General features: G+C 70.1%; 19 protein-coding genes. 13 read left to right on the top strand and 6 right to left on the bottom strand.

Annotated elements, in window-relative coordinates:
* Positions 1 to 84 precede the first annotated feature (84 nt).
* The 7 genes from VIS07_15985 (at position 85) to VIS07_15955 (ending at position 8,410) form a co-directional block, all read left to right on the top strand.
* Positions 85 to 1,770, top strand: coding sequence for an amidohydrolase family protein (locus VIS07_15985; GenBank protein ID HEY8517010.1), 1,686 nt, complete (start codon positions 85 to 87; stop codon positions 1,768 to 1,770).
* Positions 1,767 to 2,888: an amidohydrolase family protein gene (locus tag VIS07_15980; protein HEY8517009.1), complete on the top strand. Its 1,122-nt coding sequence runs from the start codon at positions 1,767 to 1,769 to the stop codon at positions 2,886 to 2,888. Before VIS07_15985 ends, VIS07_15980 begins: the two co-directional genes overlap by 4 nt.
* Before the next feature lie 417 nt (positions 2,889 to 3,305).
* Positions 3,306 to 3,911, top strand: a complete 606-nt coding sequence (locus tag VIS07_15975) for an outer membrane beta-barrel protein (protein HEY8517008.1) — start codon at positions 3,306 to 3,308, stop codon at positions 3,909 to 3,911.
* A gap of 145 nt (positions 3,912 to 4,056) precedes the next feature.
* Complete coding sequence (locus tag VIS07_15970; GenBank protein ID HEY8517007.1) at positions 4,057 to 4,836, top strand: ABC transporter ATP-binding protein; 780 nt, start codon at positions 4,057 to 4,059, stop codon at positions 4,834 to 4,836.
* The gene (locus VIS07_15965; GenBank protein ID HEY8517006.1) at positions 4,833 to 5,999 is read left to right on the top strand and encodes an ABC transporter permease; all 1,167 of its coding nucleotides are present in this window, start codon (positions 4,833 to 4,835) and stop codon (positions 5,997 to 5,999) included. The genes VIS07_15970 and VIS07_15965 overlap by 4 nt, the downstream gene beginning before the upstream one ends.
* 59 nt (positions 6,000 to 6,058) lie before the next feature.
* Positions 6,059 to 7,177 carry an ABC transporter permease gene (locus VIS07_15960; GenBank protein HEY8517005.1) on the top strand — a complete coding sequence of 373 codons (1,119 nt, stop codon included), beginning with the start codon at positions 6,059 to 6,061 and terminating at the stop codon, positions 7,175 to 7,177.
* 15 nt (positions 7,178 to 7,192) lie between these two features.
* Positions 7,193 to 8,410, top strand: coding sequence for an efflux RND transporter periplasmic adaptor subunit (locus VIS07_15955; GenBank protein HEY8517004.1), 1,218 nt, complete (start codon positions 7,193 to 7,195; stop codon positions 8,408 to 8,410).
* Between the two features lie 10 nt (positions 8,411 to 8,420).
* On the opposite strand, the gene VIS07_15950 is transcribed toward VIS07_15955, so the two are convergent.
* Together VIS07_15950 and VIS07_15945 are read right to left on the bottom strand one after the other, a co-directional pair.
* Positions 8,421 to 8,816 (bottom strand): RNA-binding S4 domain-containing protein, encoded by a 396-nt coding sequence (locus tag VIS07_15950; GenBank protein ID HEY8517003.1) that lies wholly within the window; start codon positions 8,814 to 8,816, stop codon positions 8,421 to 8,423.
* A 4-nt stretch (positions 8,817 to 8,820) separates the two neighbouring features.
* Positions 8,821 to 9,687, bottom strand: coding sequence for a DMT family transporter (locus VIS07_15945; protein HEY8517002.1), 867 nt, complete (start codon positions 9,685 to 9,687; stop codon positions 8,821 to 8,823).
* 293 nt (positions 9,688 to 9,980) lie between these two features.
* Here VIS07_15945 and VIS07_15940 point away from each other — a divergent pair, with 293 nt between their 5' ends.
* A complete protein-coding gene (locus VIS07_15940) occupies positions 9,981 to 10,754 on the top strand; it encodes a glucose 1-dehydrogenase (GenBank protein HEY8517001.1) in 774 nt (257 codons plus the stop codon).
* Between the two features lie 9 nt (positions 10,755 to 10,763).
* Here the strand turns inward: VIS07_15940 and VIS07_15935 are convergent, their stop codons facing one another.
* From VIS07_15935 to VIS07_15925, 3 genes are read right to left on the bottom strand one after another with little or no spacing between them, the layout of a single operon-like run.
* Positions 10,764 to 11,573 carry a glycosyltransferase family 2 protein gene (locus tag VIS07_15935; GenBank protein ID HEY8517000.1) on the bottom strand — a complete coding sequence of 270 codons (810 nt, stop codon included), beginning with the start codon at positions 11,571 to 11,573 and terminating at the stop codon, positions 10,764 to 10,766.
* A gap of 2 nt (positions 11,574 to 11,575) precedes the next feature.
* Positions 11,576 to 12,361: a lysophospholipid acyltransferase family protein gene (locus VIS07_15930; GenBank protein ID HEY8516999.1), complete on the bottom strand. Its 786-nt coding sequence runs from the start codon at positions 12,359 to 12,361 to the stop codon at positions 11,576 to 11,578.
* A 42-nt stretch (positions 12,362 to 12,403) separates the two neighbouring features.
* Entirely contained in the window at positions 12,404 to 13,912 is a 1,509-nt protein-coding gene (locus tag VIS07_15925) for a radical SAM protein (GenBank protein ID HEY8516998.1), read from the bottom strand.
* Between the two features lie 71 nt (positions 13,913 to 13,983).
* On the opposite strand from VIS07_15925, the gene VIS07_15920 reads away from it, so the two are divergent.
* The 5 genes from VIS07_15920 (at position 13,984) to VIS07_15900 (ending at position 22,437) form a co-directional block, all read left to right on the top strand.
* Positions 13,984 to 16,488 (top strand): BamA/TamA family outer membrane protein, encoded by a 2,505-nt coding sequence (locus VIS07_15920; protein ID HEY8516997.1) that lies wholly within the window; start codon positions 13,984 to 13,986, stop codon positions 16,486 to 16,488.
* A gap of 404 nt (positions 16,489 to 16,892) precedes the next feature.
* Entirely contained in the window at positions 16,893 to 17,978 is a 1,086-nt protein-coding gene (locus VIS07_15915; GenBank protein ID HEY8516996.1) for a hypothetical protein, read from the top strand.
* An 863-nt stretch (positions 17,979 to 18,841) separates the two neighbouring features.
* Entirely contained in the window at positions 18,842 to 20,071 is a 1,230-nt protein-coding gene (locus VIS07_15910; GenBank protein HEY8516995.1) for a CAP domain-containing protein, read from the top strand.
* A 237-nt stretch (positions 20,072 to 20,308) separates the two neighbouring features.
* On the top strand, positions 20,309 to 20,965 hold the full coding sequence (locus VIS07_15905) for an acetate--CoA ligase family protein (GenBank protein HEY8516994.1): 657 nt from the start codon (positions 20,309 to 20,311) through the stop codon (positions 20,963 to 20,965).
* Complete coding sequence (locus VIS07_15900; protein ID HEY8516993.1) at positions 20,962 to 22,437, top strand: CoA-binding protein; 1,476 nt, start codon at positions 20,962 to 20,964, stop codon at positions 22,435 to 22,437. The genes VIS07_15905 and VIS07_15900 overlap by 4 nt, the downstream gene beginning before the upstream one ends.
* Before the next feature lie 6 nt (positions 22,438 to 22,443).
* Here the strand turns inward: VIS07_15900 and miaB are convergent, their stop codons facing one another.
* Positions 22,444 to 23,817 carry a tRNA (N6-isopentenyl adenosine(37)-C2)-methylthiotransferase MiaB gene (gene miaB / locus VIS07_15895; protein HEY8516992.1) on the bottom strand — a complete coding sequence of 458 codons (1,374 nt, stop codon included), beginning with the start codon at positions 23,815 to 23,817 and terminating at the stop codon, positions 22,444 to 22,446.
* Between the last annotated feature and the right edge of the window lie 3 nt (positions 23,818 to 23,820).

Below are 23,820 nucleotides of genomic sequence, written 5' to 3'. Positions count from 1 at the left end.
TCCATGGTCCGGTGTGAGGTGCGCCCACGGCGATTGTCAAGCTCGTCGACACCGCGATAGACCTGCGAGAGCGGAGGGCGATCAATGGCGGAGCAGCTCGATCTCGTGATCCGCGGCGGGACGCTGATCGACGGTACCGGCGCCCCGAGGCGTCGCGGCGACCTCGGCATTCGCGCCGGACGCATCGTGGCGCTGGGCAACGTCCGCGGCAGCGCGACGCGCACGCTCGATGCGGACGGCATGATCGTCGCGCCGGGCTTCATCGACATCCACACGCACTACGACGCGCAGGTCTTCTGGGATCGCCTGCTCACCATCTCGCCCTGGCACGGCGTGACCACGGTGGTGCTCGGCAACTGCGGCTTCGGCATCGCTCCCACGCGGCCGACCCATCGCGAGCTGATCCTGCGCACGCTCGAGAACGTCGAGGGCATGTCGCTCGACGCGCTGATCGCGGGCGTCGGCGACGACTGGCCGTTCGAGACCTTCCCCGAGTTCCTCGACGCGATCGAGCGCCGCGGCACGTCGATCAACGTCGGCGCGCTGATCGGACACACGCCGGTGCGGCTCTACGTCATGGGCGAGGAGTCGACCGAGCGCGAGGCGACGCCGGACGAGATCGCACGCATGCGCGCGATCGTCCGCGAGGCGCTCGACGCGGGAGCGCTCGGCTTCGCGACCTCGCAGTCGCCGACGCACGTCGGCTACGCCGGACGTCCGGTGCCGTCGCGCGCCGCGACGCTCGCGGAGATCGAGACGATCGCGTCGAGCCTCGGCGAGGTCGGGCACGGCGTCGTCCAGGCGACCGTCGGGCGCGGCTTCTTCATCGACGAGCTCGCGGGCATCCAGCGCAAGACGTCGCGTCCCGTGACCTGGACGGCGCTGCTCGCCGGCATGCTCGGTCCCGACGGACACCGCTGGGTGCTCGAGCGCACCGCGAAGCTGCAGGAAGAAGGTGTCGCCGTCGTGCCGCAGGTGTCGTGCCGACCGCTGATGGTCGAGTTCCAGTTCGCGGCACCCTTCCCGTTCGAGAGCCTGCGCTTCTTCCAGCCGGTGTCGGCCGCCGACCGCGAGGGCAAGAAGCGGATCTACGCCGATCCCGAGTTCCGCCGCACCTTCCGCGAGCACGGCGAGGGCAGCGTGCTCGCGGGGCGCTGGAAGGACACGACGATCGCCGAGGCGCCGTCCGAGCCGGCGCTCGCGGAGCGCAACCTCGCCGAGGTCGCGGCGGAGCGCGGCGTCCATCCGGTCGATCTGGCGCTCGACCTCGCGCTCGCGTCCGATCTCGAAGCGCGCTTCCGCATGGCGGTCGCGAACACGGACGAGGCGATCGTCGGCGAGCTGCTACGCGATCCGACGGTCGTGCTCGGTCTCTCGGACGCGGGCGCGCACGCGAGCCAGCTCTGCGACGCGAGCTTCTCGACGCACCTCCTCGGCCACTGGGTCCGCGACAAGGGCGTGCTCACGCTCGAGGAGGCGATTCGGCTCTTGACGTCGCGCGGCGCGGATCTGCTCGGGCTCGCGGATCGCGGCCGGCTCGCGCCGGGTGCGGTCGCGGACGTCACGGTGTTCGACCCGGAGACCGTCGGCTGCACGCCGCTGCGGCGCGTGCGCGATCTGCCGGCCGGCGCCGATCGTCTGGTGTCCGACGCGGTCGGCGTGCGTGCGGTGATCGTCAACGGCGTCGTGATCCGCGAGGACGGCGTCGATCGCGTGGACGCGGAAGGTCCGCTGCCCGGTCGTCTGCTTCGCGGAGGGAGGCCATCGTGAGCTACCCGATCATCTCTGCCGACTCGCACGTCACCGAGCCGCCCGAGACCTACGTCGACCACATCGATCCTGCCTGGCGCGACCGCGCGCCGCGCATGGAGCACCACGAGACGCTCGGCGACGTGTTCGTCGTCGACGGGCTCAAGACGCCGATCGCGCTCGGCACGGTCGCGGCGGCGGGCAAGCCCGCCGAGGAGATCCGCTACACCGGTGCGAAGTTCAGCGAGCTGCATCGCGGCGGCTGGGATCCCGACGCGCGGCTCGCCGATCAGGATCGCGACGGCGTCGCGGCCGAGGTCATCTACCCGACCATCGGCATGGTGCTCTGCAACCACAGAGACTTCGACTACAAGAAGGCCTGCTTCGACGCGTACAACCGCTGGCTCGCGCAGTACTGCTCTGCGCACCCCGATCGCTTGATCGGCATCGGTCAGACGGCGATGCGCTCGCCGCAGGAAGGCATCGAGGATCTGAAGGCGATCAAGGCGCTCGGGCTGCGCGGCGTCATGATGCCCGGCGTGCCGGCGGTCGAGGACTACGACTCTCCGATCTACGACGACTTCTGGCGCGCGACGGTCGAGCTCGGGCTGCCGCCGTCGTTTCACATCCTGACGACGCGCGAGCAGCGTCCGCGCGGTCCGGCGATGAACAGCTTCCTCTCGGTGATCCGCGGCTGCCAGGACATCATGGGCACGCTCGTGCTGGGCGGCGTCTTCGAGCGCGTGCCGGAGCTGCGCGTCGTGTGCGTCGAGGCGGACGCGGGCTGGGTGCCGCACTACATGTATCGGATGGATCACGCCTACAAGCGGCACCGGAACTGGCTGCCGCCGGGTCAGAAGCTCTCGAAGCTCCCGTCCGAGTACTTTCGCGAGCACATCTACACGACGTTCCAGGACGACTGGGTGGCGTTCAGGACCGCGCACCTGATGAACTGGAAGCGCCTCATGTGGGCCAACGACTTCCCGCACAGCGACTCGACGTGGCCGTGGTCGCAGGAGATGCTGCGCGAGCACCAGGCCGATCTCGGCGACGAGCAAAGGGAGCACATCCTGTCGCGCAACGTGGCCGAGCTCTACGGGATCGATCTCGCCGCGCTCGTACCGCGCGGCGCCGCCTGAACGACGATCTTTGTTCTTGACAGTGCGGCTGCACGTCGTCGTGCGCCGCACGGTGCAAGAATTTCCAAACCGCAGGGCGTCGACCCGGTATCTGCTACACGCTGGCGCCCCGAACGCGCGCGTCTGCTGACTTTTTCGCTCGGCACGACGCTTGCCATTCGCCCCTGACGAAGTAGCGCGCGCGACATCCGCGCGCCTCGAGAGGTGGCGATGATCGAAGTGCGCGCGGTGGTCCGCGTCCGCGCGCAGCGCGTTCGACACAAGCTTCCCATTTCGTACCCCCACGGCCGCAAGGCGCGCGACCGCAGCCTCGGCCGTGCGGCGCTTCCACCGACCTCGTCGGTCGAGGAGCGCCCGATCACACAAACCTGGCCGCTTTCCCGGGGGAGGGAGCGACCGAGAAAAGGAGCTCAACCGGTGAACAAGTTCGAGAGAGGGGCGTGGCTCGTCGGTGTCGCCGTGCTCGCGATGTCGTTGTCGGTAGGGATGGCGCGCGCCGAGCACCACAGCGACGATCCGTTCAACCGTCCAGGTCCGTACGTCGGTCTCGGTGCGAGCTGGATGGTCGAAGGCTTCCAGGACCGGACGGCAAGCGGAGACTTCGGCAACTCGTGGGGCGGCAACGCGCGCTTCGGCTACCGTCTGCACGAGATCTTCGGGCTCGAAGGCATCTACGAGTACGGCGACGACTTCGGCGCGCACCAGGTCGTGCCCGAGGGCGCGCGCATCCGCACGCACTCGTTCAGCGTCAATGGCAAGCTGATCGTCCCGGTCGGGCGCTTCAATCCGTACTTGATGGGCGGCGTCGGCTTCCTCAACGCGGACGCAGACCGTTCGATCTCGAGCCGCAGCAACTGGGATGCAGACGGCACGAGCTTCATGGGCCGCTTCGGCGGCGGCGTCGACCTGTGGGCGACGGAGAACATCGCGCTCTACGTCGACGCGGCCTACACCATCCCGGTCGACGAGGTCTCGGACCTGAACCACTTCTCGCTCGGCTGGGGCGCGAAGTACGCGTTCTGAGCTCGGCGAGCTTCGCACACGCCACCGCCCCCGCTCCGCGGCGGGGGCGGTGCGCCAATTCCCCACCGACGCGCCGGAGCGCAGCCTTCTCGCTGCACCCCGAACGGTCGCATGGCCTGAACCCCTGCGTTAGGATCCCGCCGCGATGGAATCCCCGGCGGATCCTGTCCATCCTCCGCTGATCGAGATCCGCAACGTCTCGCGCCGCTACCTGCGCGGCGTCGACGAGGTGCACGCGCTCGAGAACGTCTCGCTGACGATCCCGGCGGGACGCTTCGTCGCGTTCATGGGACCTTCGGGCTCCGGCAAGTCGACGCTCATGAATCTCGTTTCGGGCATCGACCGCCCGAGCGAGGGCGAGGTGATCGTCGCGGGGCAGTCGCTCGGCGAGCTCACCGAGGACGAGCTCGCCGACTGGCGGGCGCGCCACGTCGGGCTGATCTTCCAGTTCTTCAACCTGATCCCGGTCCTGAACGCGCTCGAGAACGTCGCGCTGCCGCTGCTGCTCACGGATCTCCCGAAGGCCGAGCGCTTGCGTCGCGCCGAGACCGCGCTGCGCGTGGTCGGTCTCGCCGATCGGCTGCGGCACTACCCGCGCACGCTGTCGGGCGGTGAGCAGCAGCGCGTCGCGATCGCGCGCGCGATCGTCACCGACCCGGATCTGATCGTCGCCGACGAGCCGACGGGCGACCTCGACGCGCGCAACGCCGAGGCCATCCTCGAGCTCCTGCGCGAGCTCAAGAACGAGTTCGGCAAGACGATCGTGATGGTGACGCACGATCCGCGCGCGCTGCGCTTCGTCGACCACGCCTTCCACCTCGACAAGGGCATCCTGCTCGAGGGCGAGGAGGCGGAGCGCGCCGATCGCGCGGTGCAGCTGGCGGCCGGCGGACACCTCATCTCCGCCGCCGGAGGCGCCTCGTGAAGTACGCGCACCTGGTCTGGAAGAACCTGTGGCGCAACAAGCTGCGCACCGCGATGACCGGCGGGGCGATCATGCTCGCGGTCGTGCTCGTTTGTTTGCTCTTGACGATGCCCGCCGGGCTCGACGCGATGCTCAACCAGTTCGCGAGCAACACGCGCCTCACGGTGCACAACAAGGCGGGCATCGTGTACTCGATGCCCTACTCCTTCACGCGCAAGGTGCGGCAGATCGACGGCGTCGCGGCGGCGGTCGCGTGGGTCTGGTTCGGAGGCGCCTTCGAAGAGGACGGCAAGGTCACCTTCCCGAACTTCGCGGTCGAGGTCGAGCACATCGGCGAGGTGTTCCCGGACTACCCGATCGCGCCGGAGCAGCTCGAGGACTTCAAGCGCTACCGCGACGGTGCGATCGTCGGCCGCCAGGTGATGCAGAAGTACGGCTGGAAGATCGGCGATCGGGTGACGCTGAAGAGCACGGTGTGGCCCGTCGACCTCGACTTCCGCATCGTCGGGATCATCGACAACGACCGCGCGCCGCACTTCTGGTTCAACCGCGAGTACCTCGACCAGGCGCTGCGCGAGAAGGGCGCCGGCGGGCTCGGCATCGCCGGCACCATCTGGGTGCGCGTCCACGACCCGCGCGACGTCAACGAGGTGATGCGCAAGGCCGACGAGATGTCGCGCAACAGCGAAGCGGAGACCGCCTCGGAGACCGAGAAGAGCTTCTTCTCGAACTTCTTCGGCTCGCTGCAGGGCTTGGTGACGATCATCCTGCTGGTCACGGGGCTCGTCTCGCTGTGCATCGTCTTCATCGCCGCCAACACCGCGTCGATGGGCGTGCGCGAGCGCTCCGGTGAGCTCGCGGTGATGAAGGCGATCGGCTTCCCGCGCCGCGTGATCTTCACGACGCTGCTCGCCGAGGCGTCCTTGCTGTCGACCGTCGCGGGCGTGCTCGGCGTCGGCATCGCGATCGGGCTCACCCGGCTGCTCGCCGCCGCCGCGGGCTGGGACGACACGCTCGGGCCGCTCGGCAACTTCATCATCACGCCGTTCGTGATCGTGCAGGGTCTCTTCCTGTCGCTCTTCGTCGGGATCCTGGCGGGCGTCGTACCGGCGTTCGGCGCGGCGCGGAAGCCGGTCGTCGAGTCGTTGCACGAAGTCTTCTGATGGCGCTGCCGCTGTCCTACAGCGTGCGGAACGTCCGTGCGCGACCGACCCGGAGCCTGATGACGGCGGGAGTCATCGCGCTGGTCGTCGTCGCGTCGACCCTTTTTCTTGGATTGATCTCGAGTCTGAAGCGTACGCTGGTCGTCAGCGGCCATCCGCTGAACCTCGTCGTGATGCGCAAGGGCTCCGACAACGACGGCTCGAGCCAGCTCTCGCTCGAGGTCTATCAGGCGATCCGCTTCCTCGACGGCATCGCGCGCGACGAGAACGACCAGCCGCTGGTGTCGCCGGAGCTCGTCGTGCAGCCGTTCCTGCGCACGCGCGACGGCGGACGCGAGAACGTGCTCGCGCGCGGCGTCGAGCCGATGGCGCTCAAGGTGCACGACAAGGTCAAGATCATCGCCGGGCGCATGCTCAACCCGAGCTCCGGCGAGGCGATCGTCGGCGTCGGCGTCGCGAGTCGCTACGCCGGCGCGGAGCTCGGCAACGAGCTCGTCTTCGGTCGCGGCCGCTGGAAGGTGGTCGGGATCTTCGAGGCCGACGGCTCGTCGTTCGAGAGCGAGGTGTGGGTCGACGTGCGCGAGCTCGCGAACGACGCGAAGCGCCCGTTCCCCTACTCCGGCATCCGGCTGCGGGCGGCGAGCCCCGCCGACCTCGAGCGGCTCGAGAAGCGCATCGACGACGACCCGCGCTACGCGATCGAGGCCGAGCTCGAGACCGACTACTACGCGAAGCAGTCGGAGTCGGCGAACTCGCTCTACATCCTGGTGATCGGCATCGCGGTGCTGGCCGGCATCGGCGCCGGGTTCGGCGCGGCCAACACCATGTACGCGGCGGTCCAGGCGCGCACCGCGGAGATCGGTACGCTGCGCGCGCTCGGCTTCTCGCGCGGCTCGATCCTGCTCGCGTTCCAGCTGGAGGCGATCTGTCTCGCGCTGCTCGGCTTCCTGCTCGGCGCGGGGCTCGCGCTCGCGCTGTCGGCCGTCCTCGGCTGGCTGCTCGGTGGCATCGCCTTCGGCGCGCAAACCTTCACCACCAACGTGATCTCCTTGCGCGTTTCGCCGTCAGATCTGATAGGAGCGCTCGGCCTCGCTCTGCTGGTCGGCGCCCTGGGCGGGTTGGGCCCCGCCTGGCGCGCCGCGCGGCTACGGCCGATCGAGGCGCTGCGCAAGGCTTGACGGACGGTACCCATGATGGCCCAGAGCGAACGCGAGGAGCGCCTGCGAGCAGACCTGGCATCGCTGCGCATCGAGCGCGAGCCACGCGCGAAGCCAGCCGCGTCCGGGCGGCGCCAGCGCAGCCCGTGGCGCAACCGCGCGATCGTCGCCGCGCTCGTGCTCGTGGCGCTGATCGTCGCGTGGCGGCTCGTGCGGGGGAACGCGGTCGAGGTCTCGGTCGCGTACGCGACCGCGATCGACGCCGGCAAGGTCGAGCCGGCGCCGCTGCTCTCGGGCTCGGGCTACATCGTCACCGGCGACCGCTACGTCTCGATCGGCGTGCGCGTCCCGGGTCGCATCGAGCGCTACTTCATCGAGGAGGGCGAGAGCGTCAAGAAGGGCGACCCGCTCGTCCAGCTCGACGACCGCGACTATCGCGCCGCGCTCGACCGCGCGCAGGCGAGTCTCGAGCTCGCGCGGGCGAACGCCGAGCTCGCCGACGCCGAGCTCCGCCGTGGCCGCGAGCTGCGCAAGAACGGCGTCATCTCCGAGCAGGAGTTCGACATCCTCGAGAACAAGGCCGACGTGGCGCGCGCGTCCATCGCGCAGCTGGAGGCCGAGGTCGAGGCGGCGCGCGTCAACCTCGAGTACACGACGCTGCGGGCGCCGACCGACGGCGTCGTGCTCGCCAAGCTGAAGGAGGTCGGTGAGATCGCGGTTCCGGGCGGCTTCGCCGGCTCGGGCGATTTGGTCCGCATCGCGAACCTGACCGACATCCGCGCCGAGGTGGACGTCAACGAGGCGGACCTCGACCGCGTCAAGATGGGCGGGCTCGCGCGCGTCACGCCCGACGCCTATCCGAACCGCAACTACGCGGCGCGCGTCGTCAAGTTGTATCCGCAGGTCGACCGCCAGAAGGGCACGCTCAAGATCGAGGTCAAGCTCGAAAATCCAGACGACAAGCTGCTGCCCGACATGAGCGTGCGCGTCACCTTCCTCGCGGATCCGCCGGCGCCCGGGGAGGAGACCGGGAAGACGGTCCTGGTGCCCGCCGGCGCGCTGCAGCGCGACAACGACGGCACGTACGTCTGGGTCGTGCGCGACGGCCGGGTCGCGCGCGTCGACGTCGTGACGGCGGGCGACGTCGGCGACCGCGTGCGGATCGCGTCGGGGCTCGCGGGCGGCGAGGCGGTGGTGGTGGGCGACGTCGCGCTGAAAGAGGGTCAGCGCGTGTCGACGCCCGAGCGCGGCTGACCCGCTCCGCTCAGAACCCGCGGCGCAGGCGCTGCAGCTCGCGGCGGTCGCGCTTGGTCGGCCGGCCGGTTCCCGGATCGCGGATCTCGGGCGGCGCGAAGCGACGGCGCTCGATCTCCTCGGGCGAGGGCGGCGGGGTCACGTCCTCGTAGAGCGCGCGGGCGCTCTCGGCGTCGAGCCGCCGGATGCCGAGCCCGCGGACGATGAGCTGGCGCTTGCCGGCGGGCGTGGTCACGTGCACGCGATCGCCCACGCGCACCAGCTTGTGCGCGCTCGCCGTCTGGCCGTTGACGTCGACCTTGCCGCCCTCGCACGCACCGACGCACAGGCTGCGCGTCTTGAAGATCCGCGCGGCGAGCAGCCAGCGGTCGATGCGTACGGCGTCGGCGTCGCTGGGGGAGGACACGGCGCTAGCGATCCGCGGCGCGGGTCGTCAGCAAAAGACCTGTCACCACCGCGGCGCCGCCCGCGACCTGCGCCGCGCTCAGAGCCTCGCCGAGCAGCGCGACCGACAGCGCCGCCGTCATCACGGGCACCAGGTAGATGAACACCACCGCCCGGCCGATGCCGGCCGCGCGCACGCCCCAGAGAAAGAGCTGCCCCGACATGACGGACGAGATCAAACCCATCGCGACGATGGTCGCAAGGATCTCGGGCGACGCCGCGGTGAGCTGTCCGAGCGGGTCCTCGTCGAGGCCGAGGACGTACAGCGCCACCGCGCCGCTGGTGAACACCGCGAGGTTGACCGTCGACGGCGGGATCCGCTCGACCACCAGCCGCGAGGCGAGGTTGAACGTCGCCCAGCACGCCGCCGCCACGAGGGCGAGCAGGTCGCCGGCGTCGATCCGCAGCGCGAGCAGCTCACCCAGGTCGCCGCGGCTGATCACGATGACCGCGCCCGCGAACGCGAGCAGTCCGCCGGCGACGCGCCGAGCGCCGAGCGTCTCGCCGACCAGCGGCGAGAGCAGCAGCGTCACGACCGGATTGAGCGCGATCAGCAGCGAGGTGTTGGTCGCGCTCGTGCGCGCGAGCGCCTCGAGGAAGAGCCACGGATAGGCGACGCCTCCGACGACGACCATCACCAGCAGCGGCAGCGCGGCCGCGCGCAGACCCGCACTGGTCACGGCGCCGGCGCCGCTCGAGCGCACGACGAACGGCAGCAGCGCGAGCACCGCGACGACGTAGCGCCACGCGCCGAGCGCGAGCGGCGTCATGCCGGCAAGCGCAATCTTGCCGAGGATGAACGCCGCGGCCCAGCCGGCGGTTGCAAGCGTCAAGCCTAAGTATGCGGCATTGATCGTCGCGCGGGGTGACGCCACGACCGCGGAAGGAGCGACGTCGCTTGCGGCCATGCTCGGCGATACCACCCGCGCCGAGACCTGACGAGGTGCGCTCGACGAGGTTGGAAACGAGCGCGCGACGCTCGAAGCGCTGCACGCCCACGACGGCGCGCATCACGAACACACGAGCAGCGCGTGGGCGTCGCACGACGACGCTACGGTTGTCGCGGCGACGCGAGCTGTTGCGCCGCGCCGCCAGGTGCAGATAGTCCTCGCCGCAAGGGAGGGAGATCGTGATCCTCGACCGCTTTCGTCTCGACGGCAAGGTCGCCCTGATCACCGGGGCGGGACGCGGCATCGGCCAGGCGATCGCCCGCGCCTTCGCCGAGTGTGGCGCCGACGTGGTGTGCGCCGCGCGCTCGCGCGACGAGATCGAAGCGACGGCCGAGCGCGCCCGCGCCTTCGGTCGTCGCGCCCTCGCGGTGACGTGCGACGTCAACGAGCGTCCGCAGCTCGAGAACCTCGTCGCGGAGACGCTGCGCGAGATGGGCCGCGTCGACGTGCTGGTCAACAACGCGGGCGGCTGGCCGCCGCGCCCAGTGCTGCAGACCAGCGAGCGCTACTTCGAGCAAGCGCTGCGCTTCAACGTCACCTCCGCGTTCCTGCTGAGCCGCTTCGTTTTGCCGCACATGCTCGAGGGCGACGGCGGCGCGATCGTCAACGTCTCGTCCGCCGCGGGACGTCTGCCGATGTCGGGCTTCGTCGCCTACGGCACGGCGAAGGCGGCGCTGTCGTTCATGACCAAGGAGCTCGCGATCGAACTCGCGCCGAAGGTGCGCGTGAACGCGATCGCGGTCGGTTCGGTCGAGACGTCCGCGCTCACGCCGTTTCTCAACGACGAGCTGCGCGCCAAGATGGAGTCGCTGACGCCGATGCGGCGTCTCGGCACCGTCGAGGACATCGCGCTCGCGGCGCTCTACCTCGCGTCTCCCGCCGGCAGCTACTTGACGGGCAAGGTGCTCGAGGTGGACGGCGGTCTGCTGACGACGAACTGGCCGTACTGAAGAGCCGGCTCAGCTGCGCAGCCCGATCAGGAACGGCACGACCGTGAAGATGATCCGGCACGTGTCGGCCCACGGCGCATAGTGGCTGACCCGCTCGTCGGGCGGCGGGTAGTACACCGCCACCTCGCGCGTCACGACGTCGACGCCGCGGCGCCCGGCGAGGATCAGCACCTCGCTCTCGAACGCGTAGCGCTCGGCGCGCACGCCGAGCTCGAGCGTCGCGCGGATCGGGTAGATGCGAAAGCCCGACTGCGTGTCGCGGAACTCGCGCCCCGCGGCGAGCGACACCCACCAGTTCGCGAACTCGTTGCCGAACCGGTTGATGCGCGCGACCTCCTGATCGGGAGAAAGCTTTCGCGCGCCGAGCACGATGGCGGCGGGATGCGCGCGCGACTCCGCGATCAAGAGCGGCATCTGGTCGGCGAGGTGCTGACCGTCGCCGTCGAGCGAGAAGGCGTGGGTGTAGCCCTCGGCGAGGAGACGCACGAGGCCGCTGCGCAGCGCAGCGCCCTTGCCGCGGTTGGTGTCGTGCCGGACGACCTCGGCGCCGGCGGCGCGTGCGACCTCCGCGGTGCGGTCGTGCGAGCCGTCGTCGACGACGAGCACGGCGTCGCAGTGCTCGGCCGCGCCGCGGACGACGTCCGCGATCGTCGCCTCGACGTCGTACGCGGGGATCAGCGCCGCGAGCCGGTACGCTCCGGCGCGCGCCGGGCCGCTCGCGCCACGTGCGGTCGCGCCGCGCACCGCTCCGCTGCGCGCGCCACGCGTACCGGCCTGGCCGCCGTCGACGCGCCTCAGGTGCCCGCGGTCGACCGCCAACGTCAGTCCGCGTCCTGCGCTGCCGCCAGCCGCTCCGCGATGCGCGTCGCGGTCATGTCGCGCAGCGCGATGCGATCCTCGTAGGTGAGGCCCTCGGTCCAGATCGGCTCGAGCACCTCGAGCACCACCGTGCCGGGCAGGATCGAGAGGTACTTGCCCGGCGGCATGATGCTCGACGTGCCGTGGATCGCGATCGGCACGATCGGCCGGCCGCTCTTGATCGCGAGCGTGAACGCGCCGTTCTTGAACGGCCCCATGCGGCCGGTGCGCGAGCGCGTCCCCTCGGGGAACATGATGAGCGAGAACTCGCCCATACCCTTCGCCGCGATCTTCTCGAGCATCGCGATCGACTCGGCGGGGTCCTCGCGGTCGATCGGGACCATGCCGAGCGTCCGCATGACCATGCCGAGCACCGGCTCCTTGAACAGCTCCTTCTTCGCCGCGAACCGGTTGTGGCCCGGCAGGTAGCCGAGCAACGCGGCGATGTCGAAGTGGCTCGCATGGTTGGGCGTGATGATGCTCGGCTCCTTGGGCAAGTTCTCGGCGCCGACCACCTTGACGTCGACGCCGGTCGCGAACGCCAGGTTGCGCGCGGAGAGCTTGGCGAAACTCCATGCGATCTCCGGGCTCAACTGGTGCAGGCCGACCGCGATCGTGCCCATCGAGAACAGCATGCCGCGGTAAATGATGCGATTGACGAACACGCGGAGCTCGGACGCGTCCGCCGCGCCGATGGGCGTGACCCACTCCTCTCCGAGCTCGCTCGCCGGGATGCGTAGCTGCTGCACGCGAAGCCTCCTTGGTTCTGCCGCCGCGAGATCGGCCGACGTTCAGGCAGCGGCCCGCGGCGTCGCCGTCTCCGCCGGCGGGCGCCACGATTGCCACATGCGTCGCAGCGCGCCGGCCATGTACGGTCCGGCGTAGCCGCGTAGCCGACCGAGGAAGCGCGGCTCCTCGAGCACGACCTTGGCGAGCCCGAGCAGGACGTCGGGCCGCGTGTAGAACGTCCGGTACATGCGGTGGAACCAGTACTCGAGCGTCGGCACGTCGAGCCCGTTCGGGATGAACACGAAGTTCATCGCGTTCATGTTCTCCCAGTCCTCGACGAACGTGCCGTACTCGTGGATCGTCGGGTAGGACGGCGTCCCGGGGTACGGCGTGAACTTGGTGAGCTGCATCAGATCGAGCGGCGCCGTGCGGAGGAAGCGGTTGGTCTCGGCCAGGCTCTCGACGGTCTCCGTCGGGTGCGCGCACATCATGAGGCCCTTGATCTTGAGCCCGGCTTCGCGCGTCATGTGCAGGGTCTTCAGCAGCCGATCGATCTTGACTTCATGCTTGACGTGGTTCAGCACGCGCTGCGAGCCCGACTCGATGCCGTAGGCGATCTGCCAACACCCGGCGCGACGCATCAGCGCCATGGTCTCGGGATCGAGCAGGTTCGGGTGGCTGTTGCAGCTCCAGGTGAAGTCGAGCTTGTAGTCGAGCATCGCCTCGCAGAGCTGGCGGACGCGCTGCTTGTTGACCGTGAACAGGTCGTCGTAGAACAGGATGTGCTTGACGCCGTAGTCGCCCATCTGGCGCAGCATCCGCACGACGTACTCGACCGAATGCCAGCGACCGCGCCGTCCCGAGGTCGAGCGATCGCAGAACGTGCACGAGAATGGGCAGCCGCGCTGCGTGATCATCGTCCCCACCGGGCTGCGCCGGTAGTTGAACATCGACGGCGCGAACGCGTGCGGGAAGTTCGGCACCAGGTCCCACGCCGGCATCGGCAGAGCGTCGAGATCCTCGATGTACGCGGCCCGCGGGTTCGCCCGCACCGCGCCGTTGCGCTCGGGATCGCGGTAGGCGAGCCCGGGGACGTCGCGGACGTCGCGTCCCTGCTCGAGACGCGCGAGCAGCTCGAACAGCGAGTGCTCGCCCTCGCCGACGATCCCGTAGTCGAACGACGGGAACTTCTCGAGCGTCCGCTCGGGAATCGCGCTGACGTGCGCGCCGCCGAGGATCGTCACGCAGCCCGGTAGTGACGCCTTCACCTGCGCGGCGACGCGGCTGCCGTTCGTCACCGAGATCGTCGTGCACGAGATGCCGAGGTAGTCCGGCTTGAGGGCGATGGCGCGTTCCGCCGCGTCCTCGTTCGTCGTGCCGGCGCGCTTCGCGTCGACGACGTGGACGTCGTAGCCCTTCTCGCGCGCGAGCGCGGCGAGGATCAGGATGCCGATCCCCGGGATCGTCTCCTCGCCCTCGCGCAGGCGGTCCATGCTGCGGTCCCAGAAGCAGAACGGCGGCTCCATCAGGACCAGCGTTCGCTTGCGCGGCGGCGCGGAGTCGTCGGGCATGGCGACATTTAACCGAGGGGCAGTTCGCAAGTCTACGCTCGTGCCCCCTTTCACGATACGAACAGGGCGACATGACTCGCCGCGACCTCGCCCTCGTCACCACGTCCCGCGTGCACCGGGTGGCGTCGTGGCTGCTCGCCTGCGCGTTGCTGGCCTGCACGTGGCTCGCCGCGGCGGGTACGACGCACGCGGACGAGCGATCGACCCGCACGACCTACGAGGTGACGGCGACGCTCGAGACGCACCACGCGAAGGCCGTGGTGCGCGGCAGCGTGTCGATCTCGTTCGCCAACGCCTCGGACACGCCGCTCGAGCGCGTCTACCTGCACCTCTATCCGAACCGCTTCCGACGCGACGGCGACGAGGTGAACGACATCACGCGCATGCACGTCTACCCGCACGGCGCGTTCCACGCGGGCGGCATCGAGGTCGCGTCGGTGCAGGATGGGTCCGGCGCCGCGCTGCAGCACCCTCTGGCCGCGAGTCAGCCCGACGTGCCGGCGGACACGCTCCTCGAGGTCGATCTCGGCGCACCGCTCGCGCCCGGTGAGCGCAGGACGCTCGTCCTGTCGTTCACCACCTACGTGCCCGAGCGCTACGGTCCGTTCGGCGTCACCGAGTATGGCGTCGCCGCGGTCGCGGGCTGGTATCCCTACCTCGTCGCGCGCGACGCGAACGGCGCCTGGCGCTTCACCGACGGGCCCGAGCCGGCCGACGTCAGCGCGACCGTCACCGCACCGGCGAACGTGACGCTCGTCGTCGGCGACCAGGTGTACGCGCCGCCGCATCCCGCCACCGTGCAGGCGAGCGCGCGCGGGGTGCGCACCTTCGCGCTGATCGCGCTCCGCGAGGCGCGGATCGTGTCCGGGGAGGCGAACGGGACGCGCATCACCTTCGTGTCGCCGGTGCCGCGGCGCGCGCAGCGGCTCGCGCCAGGACCCGAGATCGAGGACCTGCTGCGGCTCAACGTCGAGCGCGCGATCTCGCTCCGGCCCGCGACGCTCGCCGCGCCCGCCGAGCTGGTGGTCGTCCAGGTGCCGCTGCGCTGGAACCTCGCGACGCCGAGCGACGGGATCGTCGTGCTGTCGGACCGCGCGCTGCGCGTGCAGGAGCTGCTGCGCGGCTTCCACGAGGCGCAGGTGGCGCAGGCGACCTACGCCGAGCTGCTGCGCGACGCGACCCGCGGCTGCCCGCGTCAGCCGCCGCGCTGGGTCACGGACGGCGTCGCCTGGCAGCTCGCGGACCGCTACGTCCGCGCGACCCAGCCCGACCACCGCAGCGTGCACGACTGGATCGCGTGGTTCGACTTCTTCGCGATCGTCGACCGCTTCGAGTCGGCGCCGAAGATCCCCTTCGTCCAGTCGTACTTCGAGAACGCCCGCAGCGACGACGAGCTGCGCGAGAACGTCTTCTCGTACGTCGGCGATCGGCCGCCGGCGCGTCTGGTGCTCGCCCGTCTCACGCGCGACGCGGGCAGCGAGCAGGTGCAGGCGGCGGTCGACGACTGGGTCGCCGCGCCGTGCGAGCCGTTCGACACGGCGCTCGCGAGCGCTCTCCAGGAAGACCCGGCGCAGGCCGACCAGCTTCTCGCGAGCGCGCTCGCGCCGCCGCCGCCCGCCGAGGTGCCGACCATCGTCGAGCCGAGCCTGCGACCGCGTCGTGAGCGATCGACCTACCAGCTCGTCCTCGACACGGCGGACGTCGAGGTGAGCTCGACCGAGTTCGGGCTCGCGGCGCTGTTCGTCGCGCGGCGGCGCTACGACTACACCAAGGACATCGCGATCAACCCGTACTTCACCGAGCGCTCGTACGGCTTCAACGTCGGGCCTCGCGTGCACTTCGGGCCGCGCAACGACCCGAACACGTACCGGCACAACGTCTTCCTGTTCTACAACTACGCCTGGCTCGATCGCGGCTTCACCGACGACTCGGAGCCGGAGCTGCGCACCAGCGGCAACGTCGGCGGGCTCGGGCTGCGCTACGACTATTCGAACGTCTACTACTACGACAATCCGACGGAGCAGCGGGAAGCCCGCCTGTTCGTCGACTGGCACGACGAGGCCCTCGGCGGCGACTACGGGTTCGTGCGCTTCGGGGCGCGGGTCGCGACGACGACGCCGCTGTTCACGCCCAACACGATCGGAGCCATCGAGCTGCTGATCGGCTTCGAGGAGGAGACCTCGAGCAAGGGCGTCCCGCTCCAGGAGCAGTTCAGCCTCGGCGGACGCCGGGCGCTGCGCGGCGTGTCGGTCAACGAGAAGCTCGCGCGCAACATCGGGCTCGCGCGCTTCGAGCTCCGTCAGGACGTCTACCCGGAGGTCGACCTCAACCTGCTCGACCTCGCCGTCTACCGCAGGCCGCAGCTCAAGCTCTTCGTCGACACCGGGCAGGTCGACGACTCGGCCGGGCGGGCGCTCAACCCGGCCCACTTCGCGATCTCGGCCGGGGCGGGCATCAACGTGCTCTACGACTTCCTCGGCTTCTTTCCGGGGCGCGCTTACATCGAGCTCGCGACCCGGCTCGACCGGGAGCAGACCGACTTCCAGGTCCTGTTCGGGACGCGCCAGGCGTTCTGACGGCTGGGCCTACGGCAGGCCCGCCCCCACCCTAGCTCGCCCGGCTGCCCGTCGCCGGCCGGAAACGACCGGCTCACCCGCGTTGACGTTCCACCCGGGGCCGCCGCCATCAGTCCGCCAAAAAATGCGTCAAACTGTGCGCCGTCAATTGCTGCGACACGGGGCATGTACTTTGCTGGCGAACCGGCTTGACTACAGCGCAACGCGCGCATACGGAGGATGATCGCGGAGCTGTGTTTTTTCTCCGTTGTCGGTGACGGTTCGCGAACGTCTATCTCAAGCGCAAAAGCAGCGTCCCGATCAGTCCTCCAAGAGTGTGCTGACGTACTTCCACCGGAACTTCCGCTAACCGCCCCTCGCGGGGCCGCATCCCCGTGGGGGAATGCGAAACAAGGAGAAGCACGATGTGTAGAGCAGTTCGCGGCACCATCCGACTGCTAGCGGTCTTGTGCGGCATAGGTCTGTTCGCCGCACCCGCGGCGCACGCGATCCAGGCGAGCGGGTCGATCATCCTGTCCCCCTCGCAACAGCTCGGCCTGTCGCCGGGTGATCAATTCGAGCTCACCGTCTCCATCGTGAACACCAGCTCGCACACGCCGCTCCCTCCTGGCCCCGATGCGCCCGCGACCCTGACCGGGCCGATCGCGATCGATCTGGCCTGCACGGATTGCGACTGCAGCTCGAAGCAGTCGGGCGCGATCACCTTCATTCCCGGGCCGGTCGATGGCTGCGTGTCGCACGTTCCCGGGGTGACGAGCTGCTCGTCGGGCGGCAGCACCGTGGTGCTGATCAACCTCGCACCGGGCGGCCTCTCGCTCCCGGCCGGCTCGGCTCCGGTCGAGATCGCCCGGATCCGCCTGCAGATGAACACCGACTCGGGCCCGCCACTCGGCATCCGGGCGGGCACCGGTGTGTGTGCGTTGACTGCATGCATCACGCCGCCTGATCAGGGCTGTGTCAGCTGCTCCGCCGAAGGCTGCACGTTCGTCACCCCGCAGCAGGGCAACCAGCCGTGCGACTGCCCGCACCAGTGCGCGAACAAGCTGCGCTTCATCGGCGACGCTGCCAAGCCGGACTTCTTCGAGTTCCACTCGATCATCCTGCCGAGCCCCGGCTTCGATCCGGTGAATCAGCCGTTCTCGGTGTCGCTGAGCAACGCGATCGTCGGGCAGATCTTCAGCTTCACCCTGCCTCCGGGCTCGCTGAAGAAGGGCGGCGACGCGTTCACCTACACGAACAACCAGGCCGCCAACACGGGTGGCGTCAAGATGGTGAAGCTCGCCGCGCGTGACGACCTCCCGGGCGCCTTCCGGCTCGACATCCAGGGCTACAGCCCGAACATCCAGCCGGATACGACGATCCCGATGGACATCCCCGACATGACCGTGGAGTTCTCGGTCGGCGGCCAGTCGTGGACCACGGGCGTCAAGACCTGGGACCGCAAGAACTTCGGCTGGCAGCTGAACGAGTTCGGCACCTGCAGGCCGTAAGCGCGCTACCGCCTTCCCGTGCGGGGAGGTGACGAAGAAGCGGCCGGAGAGCGATCTCCGGCCGCTTTTTTTGTTTGAACGCGCTCGCGCGCGGTGCCGCCGCTCGCGCCGGTCGAGGCGGCGACGCGAGCTCGTCGCCTCTCGCTCGCATCGCGCGTGGAGCTCGCGCCCTCACCATCGAATGGGAATCCGCACATTCTCCGCGAAGGGGGTTGTGCAAGCGCTGCGGCGCACGTTATCTCACCTCGCACACCCGGCCCGTTCCCAGCTCTTCGCGCTCTGCACCATCCCATGGCCGGGTGCTCGACGACGTGGGCCGTCCAGGCTCACCAGGGATCATGCGGGAGAGGGGAAGTCGTGGGCGACGTGCGCCCGGCGCCCGAGGCGCACGTCCGCGTCTGCTGCGTGAGGCGCGTTCGAACGCGACGCGGCGACATCTGTGTGTCGGACCGGTGCGTTTTTGGCGACCGAGGCCCGGCGCGCCCCGCGCGTCGGCGGCGATCATGCGCCGAGTGCCGCTGCGCGGCACCGCCGTGCACGCCGCGAAACTCGTAAGCCCGACGGACATCCCTCCGACTCGCAGCCTCATGTGCGGTGCGCGCTGCGCCTTCGAACGACACGTCGACTCATGAGGCAGATCCCTTCCGGACTCGATGGCACCTCGATTGCCATCCCGGGACGACAGAATTTCTTCTCGATGGTTTGGGGGGTGGGGCCCCCGGGGGGATCAAATGGGGAAGTGGGAGGTGCGGTGCGGATCGCACGGCTGGGTGCGGTCCTTGGTGCTCGCCGGCGTCGCGATGACCGCAATGCTGACGGCACAGCGGGCGATGGCCGCAAGCGGTGAGGAGCTGGCCTTGCTCGTGTTCGCCAACGAGGCGCGCGCACAGCAGAACATTCCGCCGCTGATGTGGAACAACCAGCTCGCCGCGGCGGCGCTCGCGCACAGCGAGGACCTCGCGGCACACGGCGGCAACTGCAACCTGCACAACTCGTGCAACGGCGAGTCGTGGTTCAAGCGCGTGCAGCGCTACTATCCCGGCTCGGTGACGCTCGGTGAGAACGTCGCCGTGTCGGTCAACGACGCGCGCATCCTGCACGACTCATGGATGAACAGCGCCTCGCATCGCTCGAACATCCTGAACGCCTCGTTCACCGAGTTCGGTGCGGGGATCGCGATGGGCCAGACCAACTTCGGCAAGCTCGCCTTCGCGACCGAGGACTTCGGGAGCCGCGGCGCGCTGCCGATCGGCGGTCACCCGACGCTGCCGGGCGGCGCCGTGCGTCCGATGATCGGCGGGAACGAGCCGCGCGATCTGATCGTCACGTACTACCACCACAACGGCGGCGCGCCGCGTGCGGTGCGCGCGCTCGTCGGCCCGTCGTGCGTCAACCTGTCGCTGCAGAACGGCAAGGCCGCCTACGGAACCTACGGCGCGACGCGCGCGTTCAGCGGCAGCGGCTGCGTGCCGGTGGTCTTCGAGGCGATCCGCTCGGACGGTGTGCGCGTGCGCTGGCCGGAGAACGAGGCGATCCTCGTCGGCGTCGGTGCGGGCGGCGCGTACTGCGCGGAGCGCACCACCGCGGTGCCGACGCAGGATTGCGGTGGCGGCGGCACGCCGCTTCCGACGCCGAATCCCGAGCCGACGCCCACGCCGGGTGACGCGCAGCTGAAGGCGCTTCGCGTCGTGCTCAAGCCGAACCCGAAGAAGGCGAACAAGGACGTCGTGCAGATCCAGGCGACGCTGCCCGACGTCGGCGACCTCGACCCGACGTCGGGGCCCGTGTCGCTGCGGCTCGACATCGGCCAGTCGGGTGACTGGACCGAGACGCTGCCGCAGCTCTGCAACGGGTCTGCGTGCCTCAAGTCGAACCCGAAGCGCACGACGTACCGCGCAAAGTACGCTCCGAACCAGACGCTCAACCTGACCCGTGCCGCGAACGGGACCTGGAAGCTGCGCTACGCGTCGCGCAACGAGTCACTCGCCCATCTCCAGTCTGGGACGGTGCGGTTCACGGTGACGCTCGGCGGCCGGACGTTCTCCGGCTCGGCTTCGGGTCAGCTGAAGCAGCAGGGTCTGGTCGCGAACTGACGTCCGCGGCCGGTACTTGACGCAACCGTGCGGGGGAGCGGGCTCGAGCTCGTTCCCCCGCTTTGCTTTGCGCGGCGGGCGTCTCGCCGCGGCGCTCCTTGGTTCGCTCGCCATGGCGCAAGCTGCGCGGCTGGATCGAGCCGCGCGGCAGCCAGCAAGCGCTGGACACCACCGCCGGCCCCGACGCCCGCCACGGGCAGTCGCACGGGGCGCGTGCGAAGTGTTACGGGAACCGCCGTGCCCGCGACCAAGACCCTTTCCGAACACGCATCGAAGCAGCTCCTCGCGGCGGCCGGGATTCCGGTCGCCGACGAGCGTCTCTGCGAGACCGCCGACGACGCCGTGCGCGCCGCGGTCGAGCTCGGCTTCCCCGTCGCCGTCAAGCTCTGCGGCGACACCATCGCGCACAAGACCGAGCGCGGCCTGGTGCGCCTGTCGCTCGCGGACGAGGACGCCGTACGCGCCGCGGCGAACGAGCTACTCGCGCTCGCGCGCCCCGAGGACGGCCGCGTGTCGCTGCTCGTCGCGCGCATGGTGCGCGGCAAGCGCGAGCTCATCGTCGGCTACACGACCGATCCGACCTTCGGTCCCTGCGTCATGCTCGGCATCGGCGGCATCTTTGCCGAGATGCTGAGCGACGTCGTCTTCCGCCTGGTGCCGGTGACGCGCGTCGACGCCGAGGAGATGCTCGACGAGCTGCAGCACCGCGAGTGGCTCGGCGCCTTTCGCGGCGAGCCGCCGGTCGATCGTGCGCGGCTCACCGACGTGCTCGTCGGTCTGAGCCGCATCGTCGAGCAGAACCCGACGATCCGCTCGATCGACGTGAACCCGCTCATCGTGAGCGACGGGCTGCCGATCGCGGTGGACGCGCTGGTCGAGGTGGAGGCGGCATGACGACCTCGACCGTCGATCGCTTCCGCGCGCTCTTCGAGCCACGCGGCATCATCGTCGCGGGCGCGTCGAGCCATCCCGGCAAGTTCGGCTTCGTCGCGGCGCACAACATCCTCGCGCACGGCTACGCGGGGCCGGTGTTCCTCACCAACCGCGATGGCGGGACGATCCTCGACCGCACGGCGTACCGCTCGGTCGACGAGATCCCAGACGGCGCCGCCGAGCTGGTGTTCGTCTGCACGCCGCCCGCGACCATCCCCGACCTGCTGCGCGCGTGCGCGCGCAAGGGCGTCAAGGCGGCGTTCGTCAGCTCGGCCGGCTTCGGCGAGGCGGGCGAGGAGGGCAAGCGCGCCGAGCGCGAGCTCGCCACGCTGTGCGACGAGCTCGGGATCCTGCTCGCGGGTCCGAACGGGCAAGGGATCATCTCGACCCCGGTCTCGCTGTGCGCGCAGATCATCGCGCCCTACCCACCCGCCGGCCGCATCGCCGTCGCGAGCCAGTCGGGCGGCTTCGTGCAGGCGTTCCTGAACTACGCGCGCTCGACCGGCGTCGGCGTGAGCCGCGCGGTGTCGGCCGGCAACTCGGCTGCGACCACCGTCGCCGACTACCTCGAGTACTTCGCGGACGACCCGGCGACCGCCGTGAGCCTGATCTACGTCGAGGGCCTCGCCGACGGTCGCAGGTTCTTCGAGCAGGCGCGTGCCGCCGCCGCGAAGAAGCCGATCGTCGTGCTGAAGGGCGGCGTCACCGCCGGCGGGCAGCGCGCGGCGGCGTCGCACACCGGCGCGCTCGCGAGCGACGACAAGGTGTTCGAGGGCATGTGCCGCCAGGCCGGGCTCAGCCGCGCGCACACCGTCGAGGAGGCCTTCGAGATCGCGGCGAGCTTCGCGGTGCACCCGCTGCCGCCCGGGCCGCGCGTCTTCGTCCTGACCACGGCGGGCGGCTGGGGCGTCATCACCGCGGACCGCATCTCGCAGTCGCGCGACCTCGAGCTGCTGCCGCTGCCGGCGGACCTGAAGGCCGCGTTCGACGAGCGCCTGCCGCCGCGCTGGAGCCGCAACAACCCCGCCGACCTCGCGGGCAGCGAGACGCGCGACACCGTCGTCGAGTGCCTCGAGCTGGCGGTGAGCCACCCCGAGGTCGACGCCGTCGTGCTGCTCGGCGTCGGCATCCAGTCGAACCTCGCCGACCTCGAGCGGCGCGGACCGTTCTACCCGGGGCACGGGCTCGAGCGCATCGTCGAGTACCACGAGCGTCAAGACACGCGTTACGCGACCGCCGCGGTCGAGCTCTCGCGTCGCTACGACAAGCCGATCCTGGTCGCGACCGAGCTCGCCGACGCGCAGCCGACGAATCCCGGCGTCGTCAAGCTCAAAGAGCTTGGCGCGCTCGCGTACCCGTCGTCACACCAGGCGGTGACGGCGCTCGAGCACCTCTACCGCTACCGCCGCTACCGCGAGCGACGAGGTCTTTGAGGAACGCTACGCGACCCGCACGCCGGTGAGGGTGTGCGCGGTCGCGTCCTCGACCTTCACCCGCACGAGGTCGCCCGGGGACGCGCCTGCCGCCGGAAACACCGTCGTCTTGAAGTTGCGCGTCTTGCCGACGGCGTAGCCGGGCGGGCGCTTCGCGGGTCCCTCGACCAGCACCTCGACCTCGCGCCCGATCCAATCGCGGTTCACCTCGAGCGAGATCTCCTCCTGGCGGTCGATCAGGCGTGACAGCCGGCGCTGCTTCTCGTCCTCGCTCACCGTCTCGCCGAGGCGCCAGGCGCGCGTGCCCTCGCGCGCCGAGTACTTGAACAGGTAGGCGAAGTCGTAGCGCGCCTCCTCGAGGAAGGCCGCGGTCGCCTCGAAGTCGGCTTCCTCCTCGCCGGGGAAGCCGACGATGATGTCGGTGGAGACCGCGATGCCGGGCACGCGCTCGCGGATGCGCGCGAGCAGCGCCCGGTACTCGTCGATCCCGTAGCCGCGCTGCATGCGCTCGAGCACGCGGTCCGACGCCGACTGCAGCGGCAGGTGCAGGTACGGCATCACCTTCGGCTCCTCGGCCATCGCGTCGATCATCGCCTCGCTGACGTCCGACGGATGCGGCGAGGTGAAGCGGATGCGCTCGAGGCCCTCGACGCGCGCCGCGCGCCGCAGCAGGGCCGCGAAGTCGGTGTCCCCGTCGCGGTACGCGTTCACCGTCTGGCCCAGGAAGACGACCTCTCGCTTGCCGAGCGCGACCGCCGCCTCGACCTGCGCGATCACGGCGTCGGCCGGCAAGCTGCGCTCGCGGCCGCGCGTGTACGGCACGACGCAGAAGGTGCAGAACTTGTCGCAGCCGCGCATGACGCTGAGCCAGGCACGCGGACCGGGCGCGAGATCCGGGGTGAGATCGGCGTAGGTCTCGCCGCGGTCGAGCCGGACCTCGACCTGCGGGTCGGTCGCGTCGCGCAGCAGCTCCGGCAGCGAGCGGTAGCCGTCCGGTCCGACGACCAGGTCGAGGTAGGGCGCGCGATCCAGCAGACGCTCGCGCTGGTGCGAGGCGACGCAGCCGAGCAGCCCGAGCTGCACCGAGGGCCGCGCGGTCTTGAAGCGCAGAAGCTCCGAGAGCCGTCCGAGCACGCGCTCTTCCGCGTGCTCGCGGATCGCGCAGGTGTTGAGCAGCAGCACGTCCGCCGAGGCGGGGTCGTCGGTCCGCTCGTAGCCGTGTCGGCGCAGGATGCCGCTCACCAGCTCCGAGTCGGCGAGGTTCATCTGGCAGCCGTACGTCTCGAGAAAGACGCGGCGCGCCCGCCCTGCGGCGGTCGCCGCAGGCGTCGCGGCCGACTCTCCGGTCCGCATCGTGCGCTCGCTGACGCCGTGCTCCACCCG

It is taken from the genome of Candidatus Binatia bacterium (assembly GCA_036563615.1).
In the GTDB taxonomy this organism is placed as follows: domain Bacteria; phylum Desulfobacterota; class Binatia; order UBA12015; family UBA12015; genus DATCMB01.
This window is presented reverse-complemented; position numbering and strand designations above follow the sequence as displayed.